The following is a 15263-nucleotide window of genomic DNA, read 5'->3' as shown; positions in this document are numbered from 1 at the left end:
AATTGAACCGTCAGGCGAGAGGCTGCCATGAATCTGCGCGAGCAATGGGAAGATCAGGCCGCGCAATGGCTCGCCTGGGCGAGGGCGCCGGGGCATGACAGCTTCTGGCGCCATCATCGCGATCAGTTCGCCAGCCTGCTGCCGGCGCCGGGCGCGTTGACGCTGGACATCGGCTGCGGCGAGGGCCGGCTGTCGCGGCATCTCACCTCGGAAGGGCACAGGGTGATCGGCATCGACGCCTCTCCCTCGCTGATCGCGGCGGCGCGCGCCGTCGACCCCGCGATCCCCGTCATGCGTGCCGATGCGGCATCGCTGCCGCTGGCTGACGCCTGCGCCGATCTCGCGATCGCCTTCATGTCGCTGCAAGACATCGACGCGATGCCGTCAGCGCTGCGCGAGGCGGCACGGGTGCTCAGGCCGGGCGGCCGGCTCTGCATGGCGATCGTCCATCCGCTCAACTCGGCCGGCAAGTTCGCCAGCCTCGCGCCGGACGCGCCGTTCGTCATCCAGGGCAGCTACCTCGACTCCTTCAACTACAGCGACCCGATGGAGCGCGACGGCTTCAGCATCGTCTTCCACAGCGCGCATCGGCCGCTGCAGGTCTATTTCGCCGCGCTGGAGGAGGCGGGCTTTCTGATCGAGCGGCTTCGCGAGCCATCGATCCCGGCAGACACGATCACCCGCGACAGCAGCCGGCGCTGGCTGCGCGTGCCGATGTTCCTGCATCTGCGCTGCCTGCGTCCTTAAGCGCCGGAGCGCAGGAACGCGCTCCGGCGTCGCGCATCGTCAGCCGCGCCTTGCGGCCTCGATCGCGGCCACGTCGATCTTGTGCATCGTCATCATCGCGGCGAACACGCGCTTGGCGACGTCGCCGCCTTCGGCCATCGCGTCGGTCAGCGCGCGCGGGGTGATCTGCCAGGAGAGGCCCCATTTGTCCTTGCACCAGCCGCACGCGCTCTCTTTGCCGCCATGGCTGACGATGGCGTTCCAGTAGCGGTCGGTCTCTTCCTGGTCGTCGGTCGCGATCTGGAACGAGAACGCCTCATCGTGTGTGAACGCCGGCCCGCCATTGAGCCCGACGCAGGGAATGCCGCACACGGTGAACTCCACCACCAGCACGTCGCCGGCTTTGCCTGATGGAAAATCCCCCGGCGCGCGGTGCACGGCGCCCACCTGGCTGTCCGGAAACAGATCGGCATAGAACCGCGCGGCCGCCTCGGCGTCCTTGTCGAACCACAGGCAGATCGTGTTCTTGTGCTTTGCCATGAGGGCTTCCTTCCGTTCTCGCATGTAAGGCCACGCTTCAGCCATCTGATCGGCGGCCGTCCGGGTGTGAGCCAGCTGATCTCGATCTGGCTGATCCAAGGACGGCCGTGGTGGCGGCGATCCGACATCAGAATCTGTAACCTCAGAATATTTTTTGCCAATCGCGCGAAGGTTCCATTGCCACCTTGAGGTTGTGGTTCTTGCGCGGCTCGATCGTGTAGGCTGCGCGCTGGATCAAACGGGGAATGGGGACCTGGGAGAATGAGTATCGGGCGCATATCGGCTGGTCCGTTGGTCCGACTGGTGGCGATTGTCCTGCTGGCATTGGTCGTCCTGGCCGGCCATCGCGCCGAAGCTGCGTTCGACTTTGCCCGCTACAAGGAGGCCAGCCTCGATGATCTGCTGGCATTGCCGCGTCCGCGCACCGGCGTCGATGTCAAGCGCGCCGCGCCGTTCAAGCTGGAGGTGACGCTCAGCGATGTCGGTGGCGTCTGTCCATCCGAGTTCCTGAAGCGATCGATGCTGATCTCCGGATTCACCAAGGAGCAGGTCGACGCTCTCGGCGTGTCACATTGCATCAAGGTCCGCTCGGCGAAGGGGCGCGAGCTGAAGGTGTTCGTACAGGACATCGTCTACGGCTTCCTGCCGCGCGAGGTCCCGGTCGGCGGCAAGCTGACGCTCTACGCCATTCATGTGTTCACGTCGGCCGAGGGGCCGGGTCTGCTGGTCAACGAATTCCAGACGGCACAGTCGGCCGAGCAGCCGAAGCCGCCATCATCGCCATCGGAGACCGCGATGGCCCGCTGCGGCTGCTGGACGCAGAGCGATCATCCCGGTGTCGACCTCGAGGGCGACGTCGTCGGAGCTCCGGTCGGCGTGATCGAGGATGGCGTCGTGGTCAAGATCGAGCAGAACGAGCAGGCGCCAGCGGATCTTCCGATCATCGGCGGCTGCGGCCGCTACGTCGTGCTCAAGCACAGCTACCCGAATGGCGCCGTCGTCTTCACCCGCTACGTCGGTCTCGGCCGCCTCATCGATTCGAAGGGCCAGGTGCCCGGGGTCGGTACCCGCATCAAGAAGGGAGAGAAGATCGGCGAGCTCGGCGCGAACAAGATGTTTCATTTCGAGCTCCGCCCGGTCGCGCAGGGCAACGTCACCGCGGATGCGGCCTGGGCGCGGCAATATGGCGGGATTGCCGACATGGAATGGTCGCGCTACGAGCCGGTCGATCCAAAGAAGTTCGATCCTGACGCCTTTGGCGGTCAGGGCACGCGCGGGAAATAGGCGAGATAGGCTGCGGACGATGATGCGCGTTGCGACGACGCTGTTGCGGGTGACGGTCGCGATGCTGACCGTCTGGCTCGTTCCGCCGGCGCAGGCCCAGGCGGCCGGGCGCCCCGCCTCGCCTCAGCCGATGTCGGCCGTCCCTGCCGACATGAAGGACCTGCACGGCGAATGGAAGCGCGCCGGCGCCGGCTTCGCCTGCATCGTTAAGCCGCCGCGCGAACTGCCCCAGGAGCAGCTGCTTGCCGTGATAGCCCGCGCCTGCCTGCGTCTCGGACCCCTCGTGCTCGGCGACGCCGCCAACAGCGCGACGGCTGCGCTCGGGCCGCCGCATCGGACGTTGAAGCAGCCGAAGGGGGAGGTCGCCTGGATCTATTTCATCGGCCAGCGCGAGCGTTATCCGTACTTCGTCGTCACCGTGGCGGCGGACAAGATCGTCGCCCTGCAGGTCACGGGCGACGGCACCACGGCTGCGCCCGGCTACGATCTCAGCCAGGTCGGTCTCGGCGCCACCACCGAGGATCTCGTCAAGGTGTTCGGCCAACCCGGCCATTTCGAGCCGAGCGATCTGAAGGACGTCGAGCTCTGGACCTATCCTCCGCATCCCTTCTCCTTCGAGCTCAAGGGTGGCCGCGTGATGTCGATCCGGCTGCGCCAGCCGTAGCTGGCGGCGATCGCGGCGACGGTGTCACCCCTGAGGCCGTCCGGATTTGACGGGTCTGACGCAGCGGATTCTTCAGAGAGCAGGCATCGCATCGCTGCAATTGCAATCTTGGTCGAGGGTGGCTGGAGCGGGTCGGCGGCGCTGCTGCTCCGTCCGATGAATTTTTGTATTGCGTTTTTTCAGAAATCGTGCTTTTCTCTGCTCAACCCGCCTCGAGCAGAGGGACGTACGCGTCGTCACGAACGTGGAGGTGGGCTGCGATGGACGTGGCGGTTGCGCTTGACGAGTGCGATCGACGCGGACGGCGAAGTCGTGTGGTCCTGGCCTCTCGACGCTGAGGTCAAGTCTGCGGTCAGTTGCCTATGGGCACGCGCGGGCGATGGGGGCAAGAGAGCCGATCCCCAGGGAGAGCACGAAGGACACCGTTAAAACCAGTCGCGCGGGGAAGGCCGGGATGTCCGAGCCGAACCTGTGGTACCTGCCGCCTGCATTTTTTTTCTGCAGGCGGGCCATGGGGGCGGCAGGCTCCCGGCCTTCTCCGCGCCCTCTCGTGATTGGAGGGCGATGACGAATGCATCACTCGGGCACGATGTGCCGCGGGAAAGTGATGTCGCGTGTCATTGATGTCGAGTCCCAATGGTGCCGTGTCTCATGAGCGAAGCGCCAACCACGCCCTCGCTGTCCTGGAGAAGCGCGCGGCACGCGCGCGCAGATCCGGGATCCATAACCCAGGGGAGGAGTTCGAGGCACGATGGCCGCTCCATCCCGCCCCGCCACACCCGTCACGGCGTATGGATCCCGGGTCGGCGCCCACCAACGCTTCGCGTTGGAGGGATTGCCCGGGACGACACTGTTTGTGTGGTGATCGCGTTGGCAAACCTGGACGCGTGAATGTGGAGGTCAACACCGCCAACCACACCTCATCGTCATCCCGGACAAGCGCGCGGTACGCGCGCGCCGATCCGGGATCCATAACCCCAGGTGGATGTTCGAGGCACGATGGCTGCCACATCGCGTCCAGCCACGACCGACCCAGGATGACAGCGAATGTGTTGCGCGCTCCTGGCAGCCATGATCAGCCGTGACTTTGCAGCGCCATCCCGATCCCGTATCCAGCAGCGACAACGCAGAGAGGAAACCACAATGACCAAGACTGCAGCCGAGATCGAGGACGACAGGCAGATTCGCGAACTGCTGCAGAACTGGGCGATCTGGCGCGATGCCGGCGACTGGGAGCGCTTTCGCACGGTGTGGCATCCGGACGGGCGGATGATGGCGACGTGGACGCAGGGCACCGGCGACGAGTTCATCGCGATCAGCAAGGCGGCCTGGGCGAAGGGCGTCAACATCCTGCACTTTCTCGGCGGCATCTCGGTCGATCTCGCAGGCTCCCGCGCCGTCGCGCAGACCAAGATGACGATCTCGCAGCGCGCCGAGGTCGAGGGCGTGCTCTGCGACGTGCTCTGCACCGGCCGGTTCTACGATTTTCTCGAAAAGCGCGCGGGACGATGGGGCATCGTGCTGCGTCAGCCGATCTACGAGAAGGATCGCATGGACCCGGTGACGCCGGGCGACGTGCCCGCGCTCGACCGCGCGCTGCTGGAGCAGTTTCCGGTCGGCTATCGTCACTTGGCCTATCTGCAGACGCGCATCGGCTACACCGTGAAACGCGACATGCCGGGATTGAAGGGCCCCGAAGTCGAAGCGCTGTACGCCCGCGGGGCGGCGTGGCTCACGGGCGAGCCGTTGTGAGCTTGGATGGTCGACCGCGGAGGGCGGCGAGAACCGCGGCCCCTCGCGCTGATCCGCCGGAGCCCGTGTTCCGTTACGAAGTCGGGTTCCGCCCTGCGAGGTGCATGGCGGCGGCCACGCTCACCATCTGGGGCGCACGTCGGGCGGACTGATCTTTCAAGTCATTGAATCGAAAAGGATTTGCGCGACATTCATGGCCGGTTCGGAGGCTTCGTATAGCTTGCTGTATACAAGATGGGTATCTCGTTGCCCAAAAATCTCGAAACTTGCGCCAAACGCCGCAGTTGCTGTATACAATGATCTAATCAAGGTATACTGCCACGAGGACACGCTATGGCCGCTTGCTTCCCGATGAACGCCTGGTACGCCGCGGCCTGGGACGCCGAGGTGAAACAGGCGCTGCTTCCCCGCACGATCTGCGGCAAGCATGTCGTCATGTACCGCAAGGCCGACGGCACGATTGCAGCGCTGGAGGATGCCTGCTGGCATCGGCTGGTGCCGCTGTCGAAGGGCCGGCTCGAAGGCGACACGGTCGTCTGCGGCTATCACGGCCTGAAGTTCAGCCCGCAGGGGCGCTGCACCTTCATGCCGTCGCAGGAGACCATCAATCCCTCCGCCTGCGTGCGCGCCTATCCGGCGGTCGAGCGTCACCGCTACATCTGGCTGTGGATGGGCGATCCGGCACTGGCCGACCCGACGACCATTCCGGACATGCACTGGAATCATGATCCGGCCTGGGTCGGCGACGGCAAGACCATCCAGGTGAAGTGCGACTATCGCCTGGTGGTCGACAACCTGATGGATCTGACGCACGAGACCTTCGTGCACGGCTCCTCGATCGGCAACGACGCAGTCGCCGAAGCGCCGTTCGACGTCACCCATGGCGAGCGCACCGCGACGGTGACACGCTGGATGCGTGGCATCGAGCCGCCGCCGTTCTGGGCCAGGCAGCTCGGCAAGCCCGGCCTGGTCGATCGTTGGCAGATCATCCGCTTCGAGGCGCCGTGCACCGTGACGATCGATGTCGGCGTGGCGCCGACCGGCACCGGCGCGCCCGAGGGCGACCGCTCGCAGGGCGTCAACGGCATGGTGCTGAACACGATCACGCCGGAGACCGACAAGACCTGCCACTATTTCTGGGCCTTTGCCCGCAACTACAAACTCTCCGAGCAGCGGCTGACAACGGAAATTCGCGAAGGCGTGTCGGGCATCTTCCGCGAGGATGAGCTGATCCTGGAAGCGCAGCAGCACGCGATGGACGAGAATCCGGGGCGTGAGTTCTACAATCTCAACATCGACGCAGGGGCGATGTGGGCACGACGGATCATCGACCGGATGATCGCGCGTGAAACGCCGCTGCGCGAAGCGGCGGAGTGAACGGAATGGCTGAGCGTGACAACGAGCGCTCGATCTCGCAGACGGTCCGGGCGCAGCTCACCCTGCGCGACCTGATCCTGACCGGAGCCTTGCGCCCCGGCGAGCGGATCTCGGAGCTGCAGGCGGTGGAAGCCGCAGGCGTCTCGCGCACCCCAGTGCGGATGGCGCTGGTGCGGCTGGAAGAGGAGGGGCTGCTCGAGGCCATTCCGTCCGGCGGCTTCATGGTGAAATCGTTTTCCGAACGCGACGTGCTCGATTCCATCGAGGTGCGCGGCACGATGGAGGGCCTCGCCGCGCGGCTCGCCGCTGAGCGCGGCGTCTCCGTCCGCGACACTGAGCCGATGCGCGAATGCCTTGCGCAGATCGACGAACTGATCGCGCCGCCGGAAATCTCCTTCGACGCGTTCTCGGCCTATGTCGCGCTCAATGCACGCTTTCATGCGCTTCTGGCCGAGCTGTCGCGCAGCCCGCCGGTGATCCGCCAGGTCGATCGCGCCAGCGCGCTGCCGTTCGCCTCGCCGAGCGGCTTCGTGATGGCGCAATCGGCGCTGCCGGAGGCGCGGCACATCCTGGTGGTCGCGCAGGAGCATCACCGCATCGTCATCGACGCGATCGAGAACCGCGAAGGCGCCCGTGCCGAAGGGATCATGCGCGAGCATGCCCGTCTGGCGGCCCGCAATCTCCGGCTGGCCGTGAAGGCCCGCGGTCCAATGGACCTGGTGCCGGCCGCCGTGCTGATCAAGACACAGCTCACGAGCTGAGGGAGACGATCATGCGCTTCCAGGACCACTGGTCGCCCGCGACGCTGGTTTCGACCCGTGATCTCGCACCGGGAATTCGCGAGTTCGTGCTGCGGCCGGACGGCTATGTCTGCGCGCCCTATGCCGTCGGCAGTCACATCAAGGTCGGCGTTCTCATCGGCGGCCAGCCGGATGTGCGATCCTACTCGCTGGTGGGCGAGGCCGATCCGCGCGGGTATCGGATCGCGGTGCGATCAGCGGAAGATTCGCGCGGCGGATCGCGCTATCTGTGGTCGCTGCAGCCGGGCGCGCGGATCGAAGTGAGCAGCCCGAGCTCGCTGCTGCAGGTCGACTGGCAGCGTCAGCACTATTGTCTCGTCGCGGGCGGCATCGGCATCACGCCGCTGGTCGGCGCCGCAGCGGCGCTGCTGCGCAAGACGCCGAACGTGTCGCTGCACTATGCGGTGCGATCGCGGGGCGATGCCGCCTATGTCGAGGAGCTCTCGGCGCTGCTCGGCGACGGGCTTGCGGTGTACGCGGCCGATCAGGCGCAGCGGCTGGATCTGTCCGCCCTGTTTGCCGGTCTGCCGGCCGGCGCTGCGGTGCTGTTCTGCGGACCGATCCGCATGCTCGATGCGGCGCGCGCGGCGTGGGCGGCATCTGGCCGTGCTCCCGCGGATCTCAGCTATGAAACCTTCGGATCGAGCGGCCGCCTCGCCACCGAGCCGTTCAAGGTGCGGCTGCGCGGCTCTGGCGAGGAGATTTTGGTGCCGCGCGACCGTTCGATGCTCGACGTGCTCAATGCGGCGGGTCACGAGATCATGGCCGATTGCCGCCGCGGCGAATGCGGCGTCTGCGCCATCGACGTGGTCGGAATCGAGGGCCAGATCGACCATCGCGACGTGTTCTTCAGCGAGACGCAGAAGCACGAGAACCGCAAGCTGTGCGCCTGCGTCTCGCGGGCCCATGGTGTGGTCACGATCGACACGCTGGAGCGCGCCGACGCGCTGTGAGGTCGGTACGGGCTATTTGTCGGCGACGCTGACCGGCATTGGCGTTGGCGGCCGGGCCTGCGACTTCCGGCCGGTCTGCTCTGCGGCAAGCGCCGCCCGCGCCGCCTTGAGCCGCGCATCGGTGTCCTTGTCGGCGAGCAGCGCGTCGGTGAGGTTGGCTTCGGTGACGCGGGCCGCTTCGGCCGCGGCCTTCGCCGCCGCGAAGTTGGCTGGGGTCGGGTTGGCTTTCGCCAGCGCGTCCGCGGTGTCGCGGTCGGACACCGCCTTCTCGTTGGCCGCCAGCGCCGCGTCGAGCTTGGCGTCGGCGATCTCCTCCGCGGCCTGCGCGGCGGCCAGCGCCGCGGCGGCCGGACTGAGCGGCGGCGGCCGTGTCTTGGCCGCTGGCGCTGGCGCCGACGGCTTGGTGCTCGCCTGCGGCGGCGGCGGTGGTGCGACGACCGGCGGCGGAGCAGGCTGTTGAATGGAAGGAGGCTGCAGCGACGGCATGGTCGGCACCAGCTCGAGCGGCACCACGCGCGCGAACGAGCTGCGCGCGTCGCGCAGCAGGCCGCCCATGACCTGGTCGAGCGGCTCGGCCATCGCAGTCCCGCTCAGCGCCGCAGAGCCGAGCACGGCCAAGGCGACGTTTCTCGAGGTGATGCAGACGGCCATCGGAGACTCCCTACCGACACGATCGGCGCAGCCGACCCTCGGCGTTCACGGCCTGCCTTATTCCGCCAATGGGGTCTCAGGGTGGCGACGTCGTGGAGGACGCCGCCCAACATGCGTCACGTCGGCCGCAATGCGTTCAGGCGAGTTCTTCCCGTACCCGCGCCGCCGCCGCGCACATCGCCTTCAATTTTCCGAACGCGGTCGCACGTGGCAGGTACTTCATCCCGCAATCCGGCGCGACGACCAGCCGCTCCGGCGCCACGACTTTGAGGCCGTTGCGGATGCGCTCGGCGATCACCGTCACCGGCTCGACCTCGGGATCGCCGAGATCGAGCACACCGAGCACGATGGTTTTGGCCGAGAGCTCCTTGAGAATGCCAAGGTCGAGCCGCGGCTGCGCCGCCTCGATCGCGATCTGGGTCGCGCTGCAATCGGCGAGCTCGGTCAGAAACGGATATCCGTTCGGCTTGCTCGATCCCGGTACGATCGCGGCATAGCCGAAGCAGACGTGAACGATCGTCGGCACCGTGATGCGATCGAGCGCGCGGTCGATGGCCTTGACGGCATAGCGCCGTGCCGATTGCGGATTGTTCCGGACCCAGGGCTCGTCCAACTGGATCACGTCGGCGCCCGCACGCTGCAGGTCGCGGGCTTCGGCATTGACGACCTCGGCAAAGGCCATCGCGAGCGCCTCGTCGTCGCGATAGAAATCGTCCTGCGCCTGCTGGCTCAGGGTGAACGGCCCGGGCAAGGTGATCTTGGCGGCGCGCGTGGTGTTGCGGCGGAGAAACTCCATGTCGCGCAGCTCGACCGGGTATTTCCGCCGGATGGGGCCGACGACCCGCGGCACCGGCGTCTTGATGCCGGACGGAGATATGATGATGGCGGGATTGTCGGCATCGATGCCGTCGAGCGCGGTGGCAAAGCGGTTCGAGTAGCTCTCGCGCCGGATCTCGCCATCGGACACGATGTCGATGCCGGCCTGCTCCATGTCGTGAATGGCGACGATGGTGGCATCGTCCTGTGCTTCGTCCAGCAGCGGCCGCTGAATGCGCCACATGCCCTGCAGCCGAATGCGCGGAACGGATTTCGAAAGCATGGCGCGGTCGACCAGCCAGTCCGGCTGCGGATAGCTTCCGACCACGGTGGTCGGCAGGAGATGTTGGGGCATGTTCACCGCAATGGTCCTCCCGCGGTCCGATTCGCTTGCGCCAAGCATGATAGCAGACGATTTGCTAGGCGCCCGCGGATCGGAGCATCCGGGCCGCGCAGGCGTCGATCAATCCGACTATCCATGCATCCTTTTCACCATACAGGTGTTATTTGTAGTGAAAACGCTAGCCATCACCCATCTTTGGATCGTCATCAAAATGCATCGTATTTTGCGCAGTTTGTGAGTTGGTGAGGCCGGTCGCGAGGTACGGCGCCATGCGAGAAAGACAAATCCTGACGCTCAATTCGGGCTCCTCCTCGCTGAAGTTCGCCTTGTTTGAACAGGGCGCCGATCTGGTCGAGACCATGCGGGGCCAGATCGAGGGACTTGGCACCGCGTCACCTCATCTTCAAGCGCGGATGAGGGGAGACGCGCTCGCGGATGAGCGGCTCGGTGCCGCTGATGCGGCTGATCCAGAGGCCGCCCTGCGCGTCGTGCTCGGGCTATTGCAGCGTGCGACCGGACGTGAAGCGATCGACGCGGTGGGTCATCGCATCGTTCACGGCGGTCTCGCATTCGACCGGCCCGTAGTGATCGACGACGATGTTGCGAGGAGCCTTGAAACGCTCAATCCGTTGGCGCCGCTCCACCAGCCTCACAATCTCGCCGGCGTCCGCGCCGCCCATCGCGCCTTCCCAGGAGCGCTGCAGATTGCATGCTTCGATACCGCGTTCCACCGCTCGCATCCGTGGGTGAACGATACCTATGCGTTGCCGCGCGAGTTTTACGATGCGGGCGTCCGTCGCTACGGCTTTCACGGACTGTCCTACGAGTACGTCGTCGCGCGGATGAAGGAGGTCGCGCCGCGCGAGGAGAGGGGACGCGTGGTCGTGATGCATCTCGGCAATGGCGCCTCGATGTGCGCGATCCGCAATGGGCAGAGCATCGGCTCGTCGATGGGCTTCACCGCCCTGGACGGACTGCCGATGGGCACGCGATGTGGACAGTTGGATCCCGGCGTCGTGCTCTATCTACTGCAGGAGAAACGGATGACGGCGGAAGCGGTCACCGATCTCTTGTACAATCATGCGGGGCTGAAGGGGCTTTCCGGATTGTCGCAGGACATGCGTGAACTGGAAGCGGCCGGCACGGTCGAGGCCATGCAGGCGATCGCGTATTTCGTCGACCGGATCAGGCGTGAGCTGGGCGCGATGGCGGCCGTGCTCTCGGGGCTCGATGCAATCGTGTTCTGCGGCGGCATCGGCGAGCACGCCTGGCAGATCCGCGAGCGCGTCTGCGCCGGCTTCGAGTGGCTCGGCATCGCATTGGACGCGGGCAGAAACCGCGCAAGTGAAACCGTGATCTCTTCGGATGGCTCGAACGTCAGGGTGTTCGTGATCAACACCGACGAAGAGATGATGATCGCGCGGCACTCCGCGGCTTTGCTCGACGGAGGGGGCAACGACTGACCTGGTGACCAGATCTGCGGATTTGCCGCTTGCATGCGCTGGTTTTTTGGTATCTCCAGGAGGAAAGACCAAGAGCATTTGGGCAGGGAAGCAATGGACGGCGGCGCGGCGTTGCGTGATGCGGACCTCGAATTCGACTACGTGATCGTCGGCGCCGGTTCGGCCGGCTGCGTGCTCGCCAACCGGCTCAGCAGCGACGGCAGGCACAAGGTGCTGCTGCTGGAGGCGGGCCCGAAGGACACCAACATCTGGATCCACGTCCCGCTCGGCTACGGCAAGCTGTTCAAGGAAAAGGCCGTCAACTGGATGTACCAGACCGAGCCGGAGCCGGGGCTCGACGGGCGCTCGGTCTTCCAGCCCCGCGGCAAGGTGCTCGGCGGCTCCAGCTCGATCAACGGTCTGCTTTATGTGCGCGGTCAGCACGAGGACTATGACCGCTGGCGGCAGCGCGGCAATGTCGGCTGGGGCCACGATGACGTGCTGCCCTATTTCAAGCGCGCGGAAAACCAGTCGCGCGGCGCCGATGACTATCACGGCACCGGCGGCCCGCTGCCTGTGTCGGATTGGCGGCACGAGGATCCCCTGTCTGAATCCTTCGTCAAGGCGGCGGTCGAGGCCGGACTGCCGTTCAATGCCGATTTCAACGGCGCCAGCCAGGAAGGCGCGGGCTTCTTCCAGACCACCACGAGGCGCGGGCGTCGGGCCAGCAGCGCTGTATCCTACCTTCGTCCGGCGCTCGGGCGCGGCAACCTTCACGTCGAGACCGATGCGCTGGCACAGCGCATCCTGTTCGATGGCCGCCGTGCCTGCGGCGTGAGCTTCAGCCAGCGCGGCCGGCTGCGAACGGCGCGGGCCCGCAAGGAGGTCCTGGTCTCGAGCGGGGCCTACAACTCGCCGCAACTGCTGCAATTGTCCGGCGTCGGCCCGGCCGACCTGCTGAAGCAGCACGGCATCGACGTCGTGCTCGATGCGCCTGGCGTCGGCAACGACCTGCAGGACCATCTGCAGGTGCGCATCGTGATGCGTTGCAGCCAGCGGATCACGCTCAACGACATCGTCAATCACCCCGTGCGCAAGGTGCTGGCAGGCGCGCAATACGCCGCGTTCCGCAACGGGCCGCTGACGATCGCGGCCGGCACCGCCGGCGCGTTCTTCAAGACCGATCCGCGGCTAGCGAGCCCGGACATCCAGATCCATTTCATCCCGTTCTCGACCGACAAGATGGGCGAGAAGCTTCACACCTTTTCCGGCTTCACCGCGTCTGTCTGCCAGCTCAGGCCGGAAAGCCGCGGCTCGCTCCGGATCAGGAGCGCCGACCCGGCGGCCCCGCCGGAGATCCGCATCAATTATCTCGCCAGCGAGACCGACCGGCGCGCCAATATCGACGGCATCAGGATGCTGCGGAAAATCCTGGCGGCGCCCGCGCTGAAGCCGTATGTCTCGGATGAAGCCTATCCGGGTTCCAAGGTCGTGAGCGACGACGACATCCTGGCCTATTGCCGGCAGACCGGCAGCACAATCTACCATCCGACCTCGACCTGCCGGATGGGGAGCGATGCTCTGGCCGTGGTGGATCAACGCCTGCGCGTTCGCGGCATCGACGGCTTGCGCGTGGTCGACGCCTCGATCATGCCGGATCTGGTTTCGGGCAACACCAATGCGCCGGTCATCATGATCGCGGAGAAGGCCTCCGACATGATCTTGCAGGACGCGCGCTGACGCAGGAATGAGTTCGTGACAATTTTCCGGATCGGCACCCGCAAGAGCACGATGGCGTTGGCGCAGACAGAGGAGATCGCGCGCCGGCTGCAGGCGGCGATCCCGTCGCTCGACATCGAGATCGTCAAGTTCGAGACAACTGGTGACTCCGACCAGACCAGCAAGCTCCTGACCCATGGTGGCAAGGGGGGAGCCTTCGTCGCCGAGATCCGCCGCGCCATGCTGGACGGCAAGCTGCATGCGGCGATGCACTCGCTGAAGGACATGCCGGGCAACGAGGAGACGCCAGGTCTCGTCATTGCCGCGCTGCTGTCGCGCGATCCGCCGGGTGACGTGCTGGTGCTGCGGAAAGGGCTGTCGCTCGACGAATTTCGCAAGGATGGCGGGCGCGGCTACAAGATCGGCACCAATGCGGTGCGCCGGGCGGCCTATGCGCGGCGGCTGTTTCCACACGCTGAGCTGATCCATTTCCGCGGCGCGGCGGATACCCGCATCCGCAAGCTCGACAATGGCGAGCTGCAGCGGTTGCCGGACGGCGGCGCGGTCGGGCCGGCCGATGCGCTGATCATGGCGCGGTCCGGGTTGGAGCGGGTCGGGCTGGCCGACCGTGGCTCCTATGAATTCCCTGCCGCCGACATGCTGCCGGCGGCCGGGCAGGGCATCGTCGCCGTCGAGTGTCCCGCGGCCGACTTCGAGACCCGGCGCATCCTTGCGACCATCGACGATGCGGCGGCGCGCGCCTGCGCCGATGCCGAGCGCGAGGTGCTGTGGGTGCTCAACGGCCACTGCAACTCGCCGATCGCCGGCTTCTCGACCATCGAGGCCGCGCAGATGACGCTGACCGCCTCGGTGCTCGACGAGGACGGCGGACGCTTCATCGAGGCGCAGCGCACCGGCCCCGCCGATCGTCCCCGCGAGCTCGGCCGTGCGGTCGGGCTCGAATTGCTCGCCAACGGCGCGGCTGCGCTGATCGAGCGCAGCCGGCCGCGCTGATCGGTCAGCCCTTGTAGGCGCGCACCCGCGCCAGCATCTGCTCGACATGGGCGATCGGGGTCTCCGGCGTGATGCCGTGGCCGAGGTTGAAGATATGCCGGCCGCCGGCATAGCTCGCCAGCACGTCGTCGACCGCCTGGTCGAGCGCCGCGCCGCCGGTGATCAGGGCCAGCGGATCGAGATTGCCCTGGACGGCGACCTTGCTCTGCACCCGCTCGCGCACCAAGCCAGGCTCCGCGGTCCAGTCGATGCTGACGGCGTCGATGCCGGTCTCGGTGACATAGCCCGGCAGCAGCGCGCCGGCGCCGCGCGGGAAACCGATGATCTTGGCATCGGGCCGCACCTTGCGCACGCCCTCGACGATGCGGCGCGTCGGCGCCACCGACCAGCGGGCGAACTCGCGCGGCGGCAGCACGCCGGCCCAGGTGTCGAAGATCTGCAGCGCGTCGGCGCCGGCCTCCAACTGCTTCAGGAGATAGGCGATCGAACTGTCGACCAGCGCGTCGATGATCTTGCTGAACGCCTCGGGATGCCGGTAGGCCAGCAGCCGCGCCGGCGCCTGGTCGGGCGTGCCCTGGCCGGCGACCATGTAGGTCGCGACCGTCCATGGCGCGCCGCAAAAGCCGATCAGCGCGGTGCTCTTTGGCAGCTCGGCGCGGACGCGGCGCAGCGCCTCGAACACGGCCTCGAGTTTGGAGAGGTCGGCTTGGCCGGACAGCGTCGCGATCTTTTCAGGCGTATCCAGCGGATCGAGCCGCGGGCCTTCGCCGACCTCGAAACGGACGCTGCGGCCGAGCGCGTGCGGGATGACCAGGATGTCGGAGAAGATGATGGCCGCATCGAAGCCGAAGCGGCGGATCGGCTGCAGCGTGACCTCGGCTGCGAGCTCCGGGTCGAAGCAGAGGTCGAGAAAGCCGCCCGCCTTGGCACGCACCTCGCGGTATTCCGGCAGGTAGCGGCCAGCCTGCCGCATCATCCAGATCGGAGGCACGCTCTTGCGCTGACCGGCCAGCACGTCGAGGAAGGGCTTGTTCACGGCAGTCTCACTCACGCTGGGGCTCCGCAACATTCGGGAACGGTTTACCGTCCGTGATACATGCCTCCGCGGTTCCGGCCAAGGTCATATCGGACGCCCGCCATCGCGATCGTCGCAGCGCCCTGCTGCAGCGTGCCGCCGCCAAC

At 66.4% G+C, this 15263-nt stretch carries 14 protein-coding genes; 10 read left to right on the top strand and 4 right to left on the bottom strand.

The window, feature by feature from the left end:
• Positions 1 to 27: 27 nt before the first annotated feature.
• Complete coding sequence (locus ACQR1I_RS28625) at positions 28 to 747, top strand: class I SAM-dependent methyltransferase (RefSeq protein WP_434868663.1); 720 nt, start codon at positions 28 to 30, stop codon at positions 745 to 747.
• A 39-nt stretch (positions 748 to 786) separates the two neighbouring features.
• Here the strand turns inward: ACQR1I_RS28625 and ACQR1I_RS28620 are convergent, their stop codons facing one another.
• Complete coding sequence (locus ACQR1I_RS28620) at positions 787 to 1266, bottom strand: VOC family protein (protein ID WP_434868662.1); 480 nt, start codon at positions 1264 to 1266, stop codon at positions 787 to 789.
• A gap of 303 nt (positions 1267 to 1569) precedes the next feature.
• Here ACQR1I_RS28620 and ACQR1I_RS28615 point away from each other — a divergent pair, with 303 nt between their 5' ends.
• From ACQR1I_RS28615 to ACQR1I_RS28590, 6 genes are all read left to right on the top strand, one after another.
• Positions 1570 to 2550: a M23 family metallopeptidase gene (locus ACQR1I_RS28615; protein ID WP_434868661.1), complete on the top strand. Its 981-nt coding sequence runs from the start codon at positions 1570 to 1572 to the stop codon at positions 2548 to 2550.
• 19 nt (positions 2551 to 2569) lie between these two features.
• Positions 2570 to 3214, top strand: a complete 645-nt coding sequence (locus tag ACQR1I_RS28610; protein ID WP_434868660.1) for a hypothetical protein — start codon at positions 2570 to 2572, stop codon at positions 3212 to 3214.
• Between the two features lie 1143 nt (positions 3215 to 4357).
• A complete protein-coding gene (locus tag ACQR1I_RS28605; protein ID WP_434868659.1) occupies positions 4358 to 4966 on the top strand; it encodes a nuclear transport factor 2 family protein in 609 nt (202 codons plus the stop codon).
• Positions 4967 to 5299: 333 nt separating this feature from the next.
• On the top strand, positions 5300 to 6343 hold the full coding sequence (locus tag ACQR1I_RS28600) for a Rieske 2Fe-2S domain-containing protein (RefSeq protein ID WP_434868658.1): 1044 nt from the start codon (positions 5300 to 5302) through the stop codon (positions 6341 to 6343).
• 5 nt (positions 6344 to 6348) lie between these two features.
• Positions 6349 to 7104: a GntR family transcriptional regulator gene (locus ACQR1I_RS28595; protein WP_434868657.1), complete on the top strand. Its 756-nt coding sequence runs from the start codon at positions 6349 to 6351 to the stop codon at positions 7102 to 7104.
• An 11-nt stretch (positions 7105 to 7115) separates the two neighbouring features.
• Entirely contained in the window at positions 7116 to 8096 is a 981-nt protein-coding gene (locus tag ACQR1I_RS28590; protein WP_434868656.1) for a PDR/VanB family oxidoreductase, read from the top strand.
• A gap of 12 nt (positions 8097 to 8108) precedes the next feature.
• Here ACQR1I_RS28590 and ACQR1I_RS28585 read toward each other — a convergent pair whose 3' ends face one another.
• Positions 8109 to 8747, bottom strand: coding sequence for a hypothetical protein (locus tag ACQR1I_RS28585; protein ID WP_434868655.1), 639 nt, complete (start codon positions 8745 to 8747; stop codon positions 8109 to 8111).
• A 136-nt stretch (positions 8748 to 8883) separates the two neighbouring features.
• The gene (locus tag ACQR1I_RS28580) at positions 8884 to 9918 is read right to left on the bottom strand and encodes a 5-methyltetrahydropteroyltriglutamate--homocysteine methyltransferase (RefSeq protein WP_434868796.1); all 1035 of its coding nucleotides are present in this window, start codon (positions 9916 to 9918) and stop codon (positions 8884 to 8886) included.
• 257 nt (positions 9919 to 10175) lie between these two features.
• On the opposite strand from ACQR1I_RS28580, the gene ACQR1I_RS28575 reads away from it, so the two are divergent.
• The 3 genes from ACQR1I_RS28575 to hemC all read left to right on the top strand — a co-directional run bounded on the left by ACQR1I_RS28575 (position 10176) and on the right by hemC (position 14081).
• Positions 10176 to 11369, top strand: a complete 1194-nt coding sequence (locus tag ACQR1I_RS28575; RefSeq protein ID WP_434868654.1) for an acetate/propionate family kinase — start codon at positions 10176 to 10178, stop codon at positions 11367 to 11369.
• Positions 11370 to 11462: 93 nt separating this feature from the next.
• Entirely contained in the window at positions 11463 to 13088 is a 1626-nt protein-coding gene (locus ACQR1I_RS28570; RefSeq protein WP_434868653.1) for a GMC family oxidoreductase, read from the top strand.
• A 15-nt stretch (positions 13089 to 13103) separates the two neighbouring features.
• Positions 13104 to 14081 carry a hydroxymethylbilane synthase gene (gene hemC / locus ACQR1I_RS28565; protein WP_434868652.1) on the top strand — a complete coding sequence of 326 codons (978 nt, stop codon included), beginning with the start codon at positions 13104 to 13106 and terminating at the stop codon, positions 14079 to 14081.
• 4 nt (positions 14082 to 14085) lie between these two features.
• Here hemC and hemE read toward each other — a convergent pair whose 3' ends face one another.
• Positions 14086 to 15150, bottom strand: coding sequence for a uroporphyrinogen decarboxylase (gene hemE / locus ACQR1I_RS28560; RefSeq protein ID WP_434868651.1), 1065 nt, complete (start codon positions 15148 to 15150; stop codon positions 14086 to 14088).
• Positions 15151 to 15263: the final 113 nt, after the last annotated feature.

Origin of the sequence: Bradyrhizobium sp. HKCCYLS2038 (assembly GCF_051167655.1) — a bacterium.
GTDB lineage: Bacteria > Pseudomonadota > Alphaproteobacteria > Rhizobiales > Xanthobacteraceae > Bradyrhizobium.
Note: the sequence above shows the minus strand (reverse complement) of the source record. Positions and strands in the feature narration are given on the sequence as shown.

Bases quoted from the DNA above. Each gene is read 5' to 3' on its own strand.
- hemE (WP_434868651.1), bottom strand. From the start codon at position 15,150: ATGTTGCGGAGCCCCAGCGTGAGTGAGACTGCCGTGAACAAGCCCTTC.
- ACQR1I_RS28585 (WP_434868655.1), bottom strand. From the start codon at position 8,747: ATGGCCGTCTGCATCACCTCGAGAAACGTCGCCTTGGCCGTGCTCGGC.
- ACQR1I_RS28625 (WP_434868663.1), top strand. From the start codon at position 28: ATGAATCTGCGCGAGCAATGGGAAGATCAGGCCGCGCAATGGCTCGCC.
- ACQR1I_RS28610 (WP_434868660.1), top strand. From the start codon at position 2,570: ATGATGCGCGTTGCGACGACGCTGTTGCGGGTGACGGTCGCGATGCTG.
- ACQR1I_RS28620 (WP_434868662.1), bottom strand. From the start codon at position 1,266: ATGGCAAAGCACAAGAACACGATCTGCCTGTGGTTCGACAAGGACGCC.
- ACQR1I_RS28580 (WP_434868796.1), bottom strand. From the start codon at position 9,918: ATGCCCCAACATCTCCTGCCGACCACCGTGGTCGGAAGCTATCCGCAG.
- ACQR1I_RS28595 (WP_434868657.1), top strand. From the start codon at position 6,349: ATGGCTGAGCGTGACAACGAGCGCTCGATCTCGCAGACGGTCCGGGCG.
- ACQR1I_RS28575 (WP_434868654.1), top strand. From the start codon at position 10,176: ATGCGAGAAAGACAAATCCTGACGCTCAATTCGGGCTCCTCCTCGCTG.
- ACQR1I_RS28605 (WP_434868659.1), top strand. From the start codon at position 4,358: ATGACCAAGACTGCAGCCGAGATCGAGGACGACAGGCAGATTCGCGAA.
- ACQR1I_RS28590 (WP_434868656.1), top strand. From the start codon at position 7,116: ATGCGCTTCCAGGACCACTGGTCGCCCGCGACGCTGGTTTCGACCCGT.
- ACQR1I_RS28570 (WP_434868653.1), top strand. From the start codon at position 11,463: ATGGACGGCGGCGCGGCGTTGCGTGATGCGGACCTCGAATTCGACTAC.
- ACQR1I_RS28600 (WP_434868658.1), top strand. From the start codon at position 5,300: ATGGCCGCTTGCTTCCCGATGAACGCCTGGTACGCCGCGGCCTGGGAC.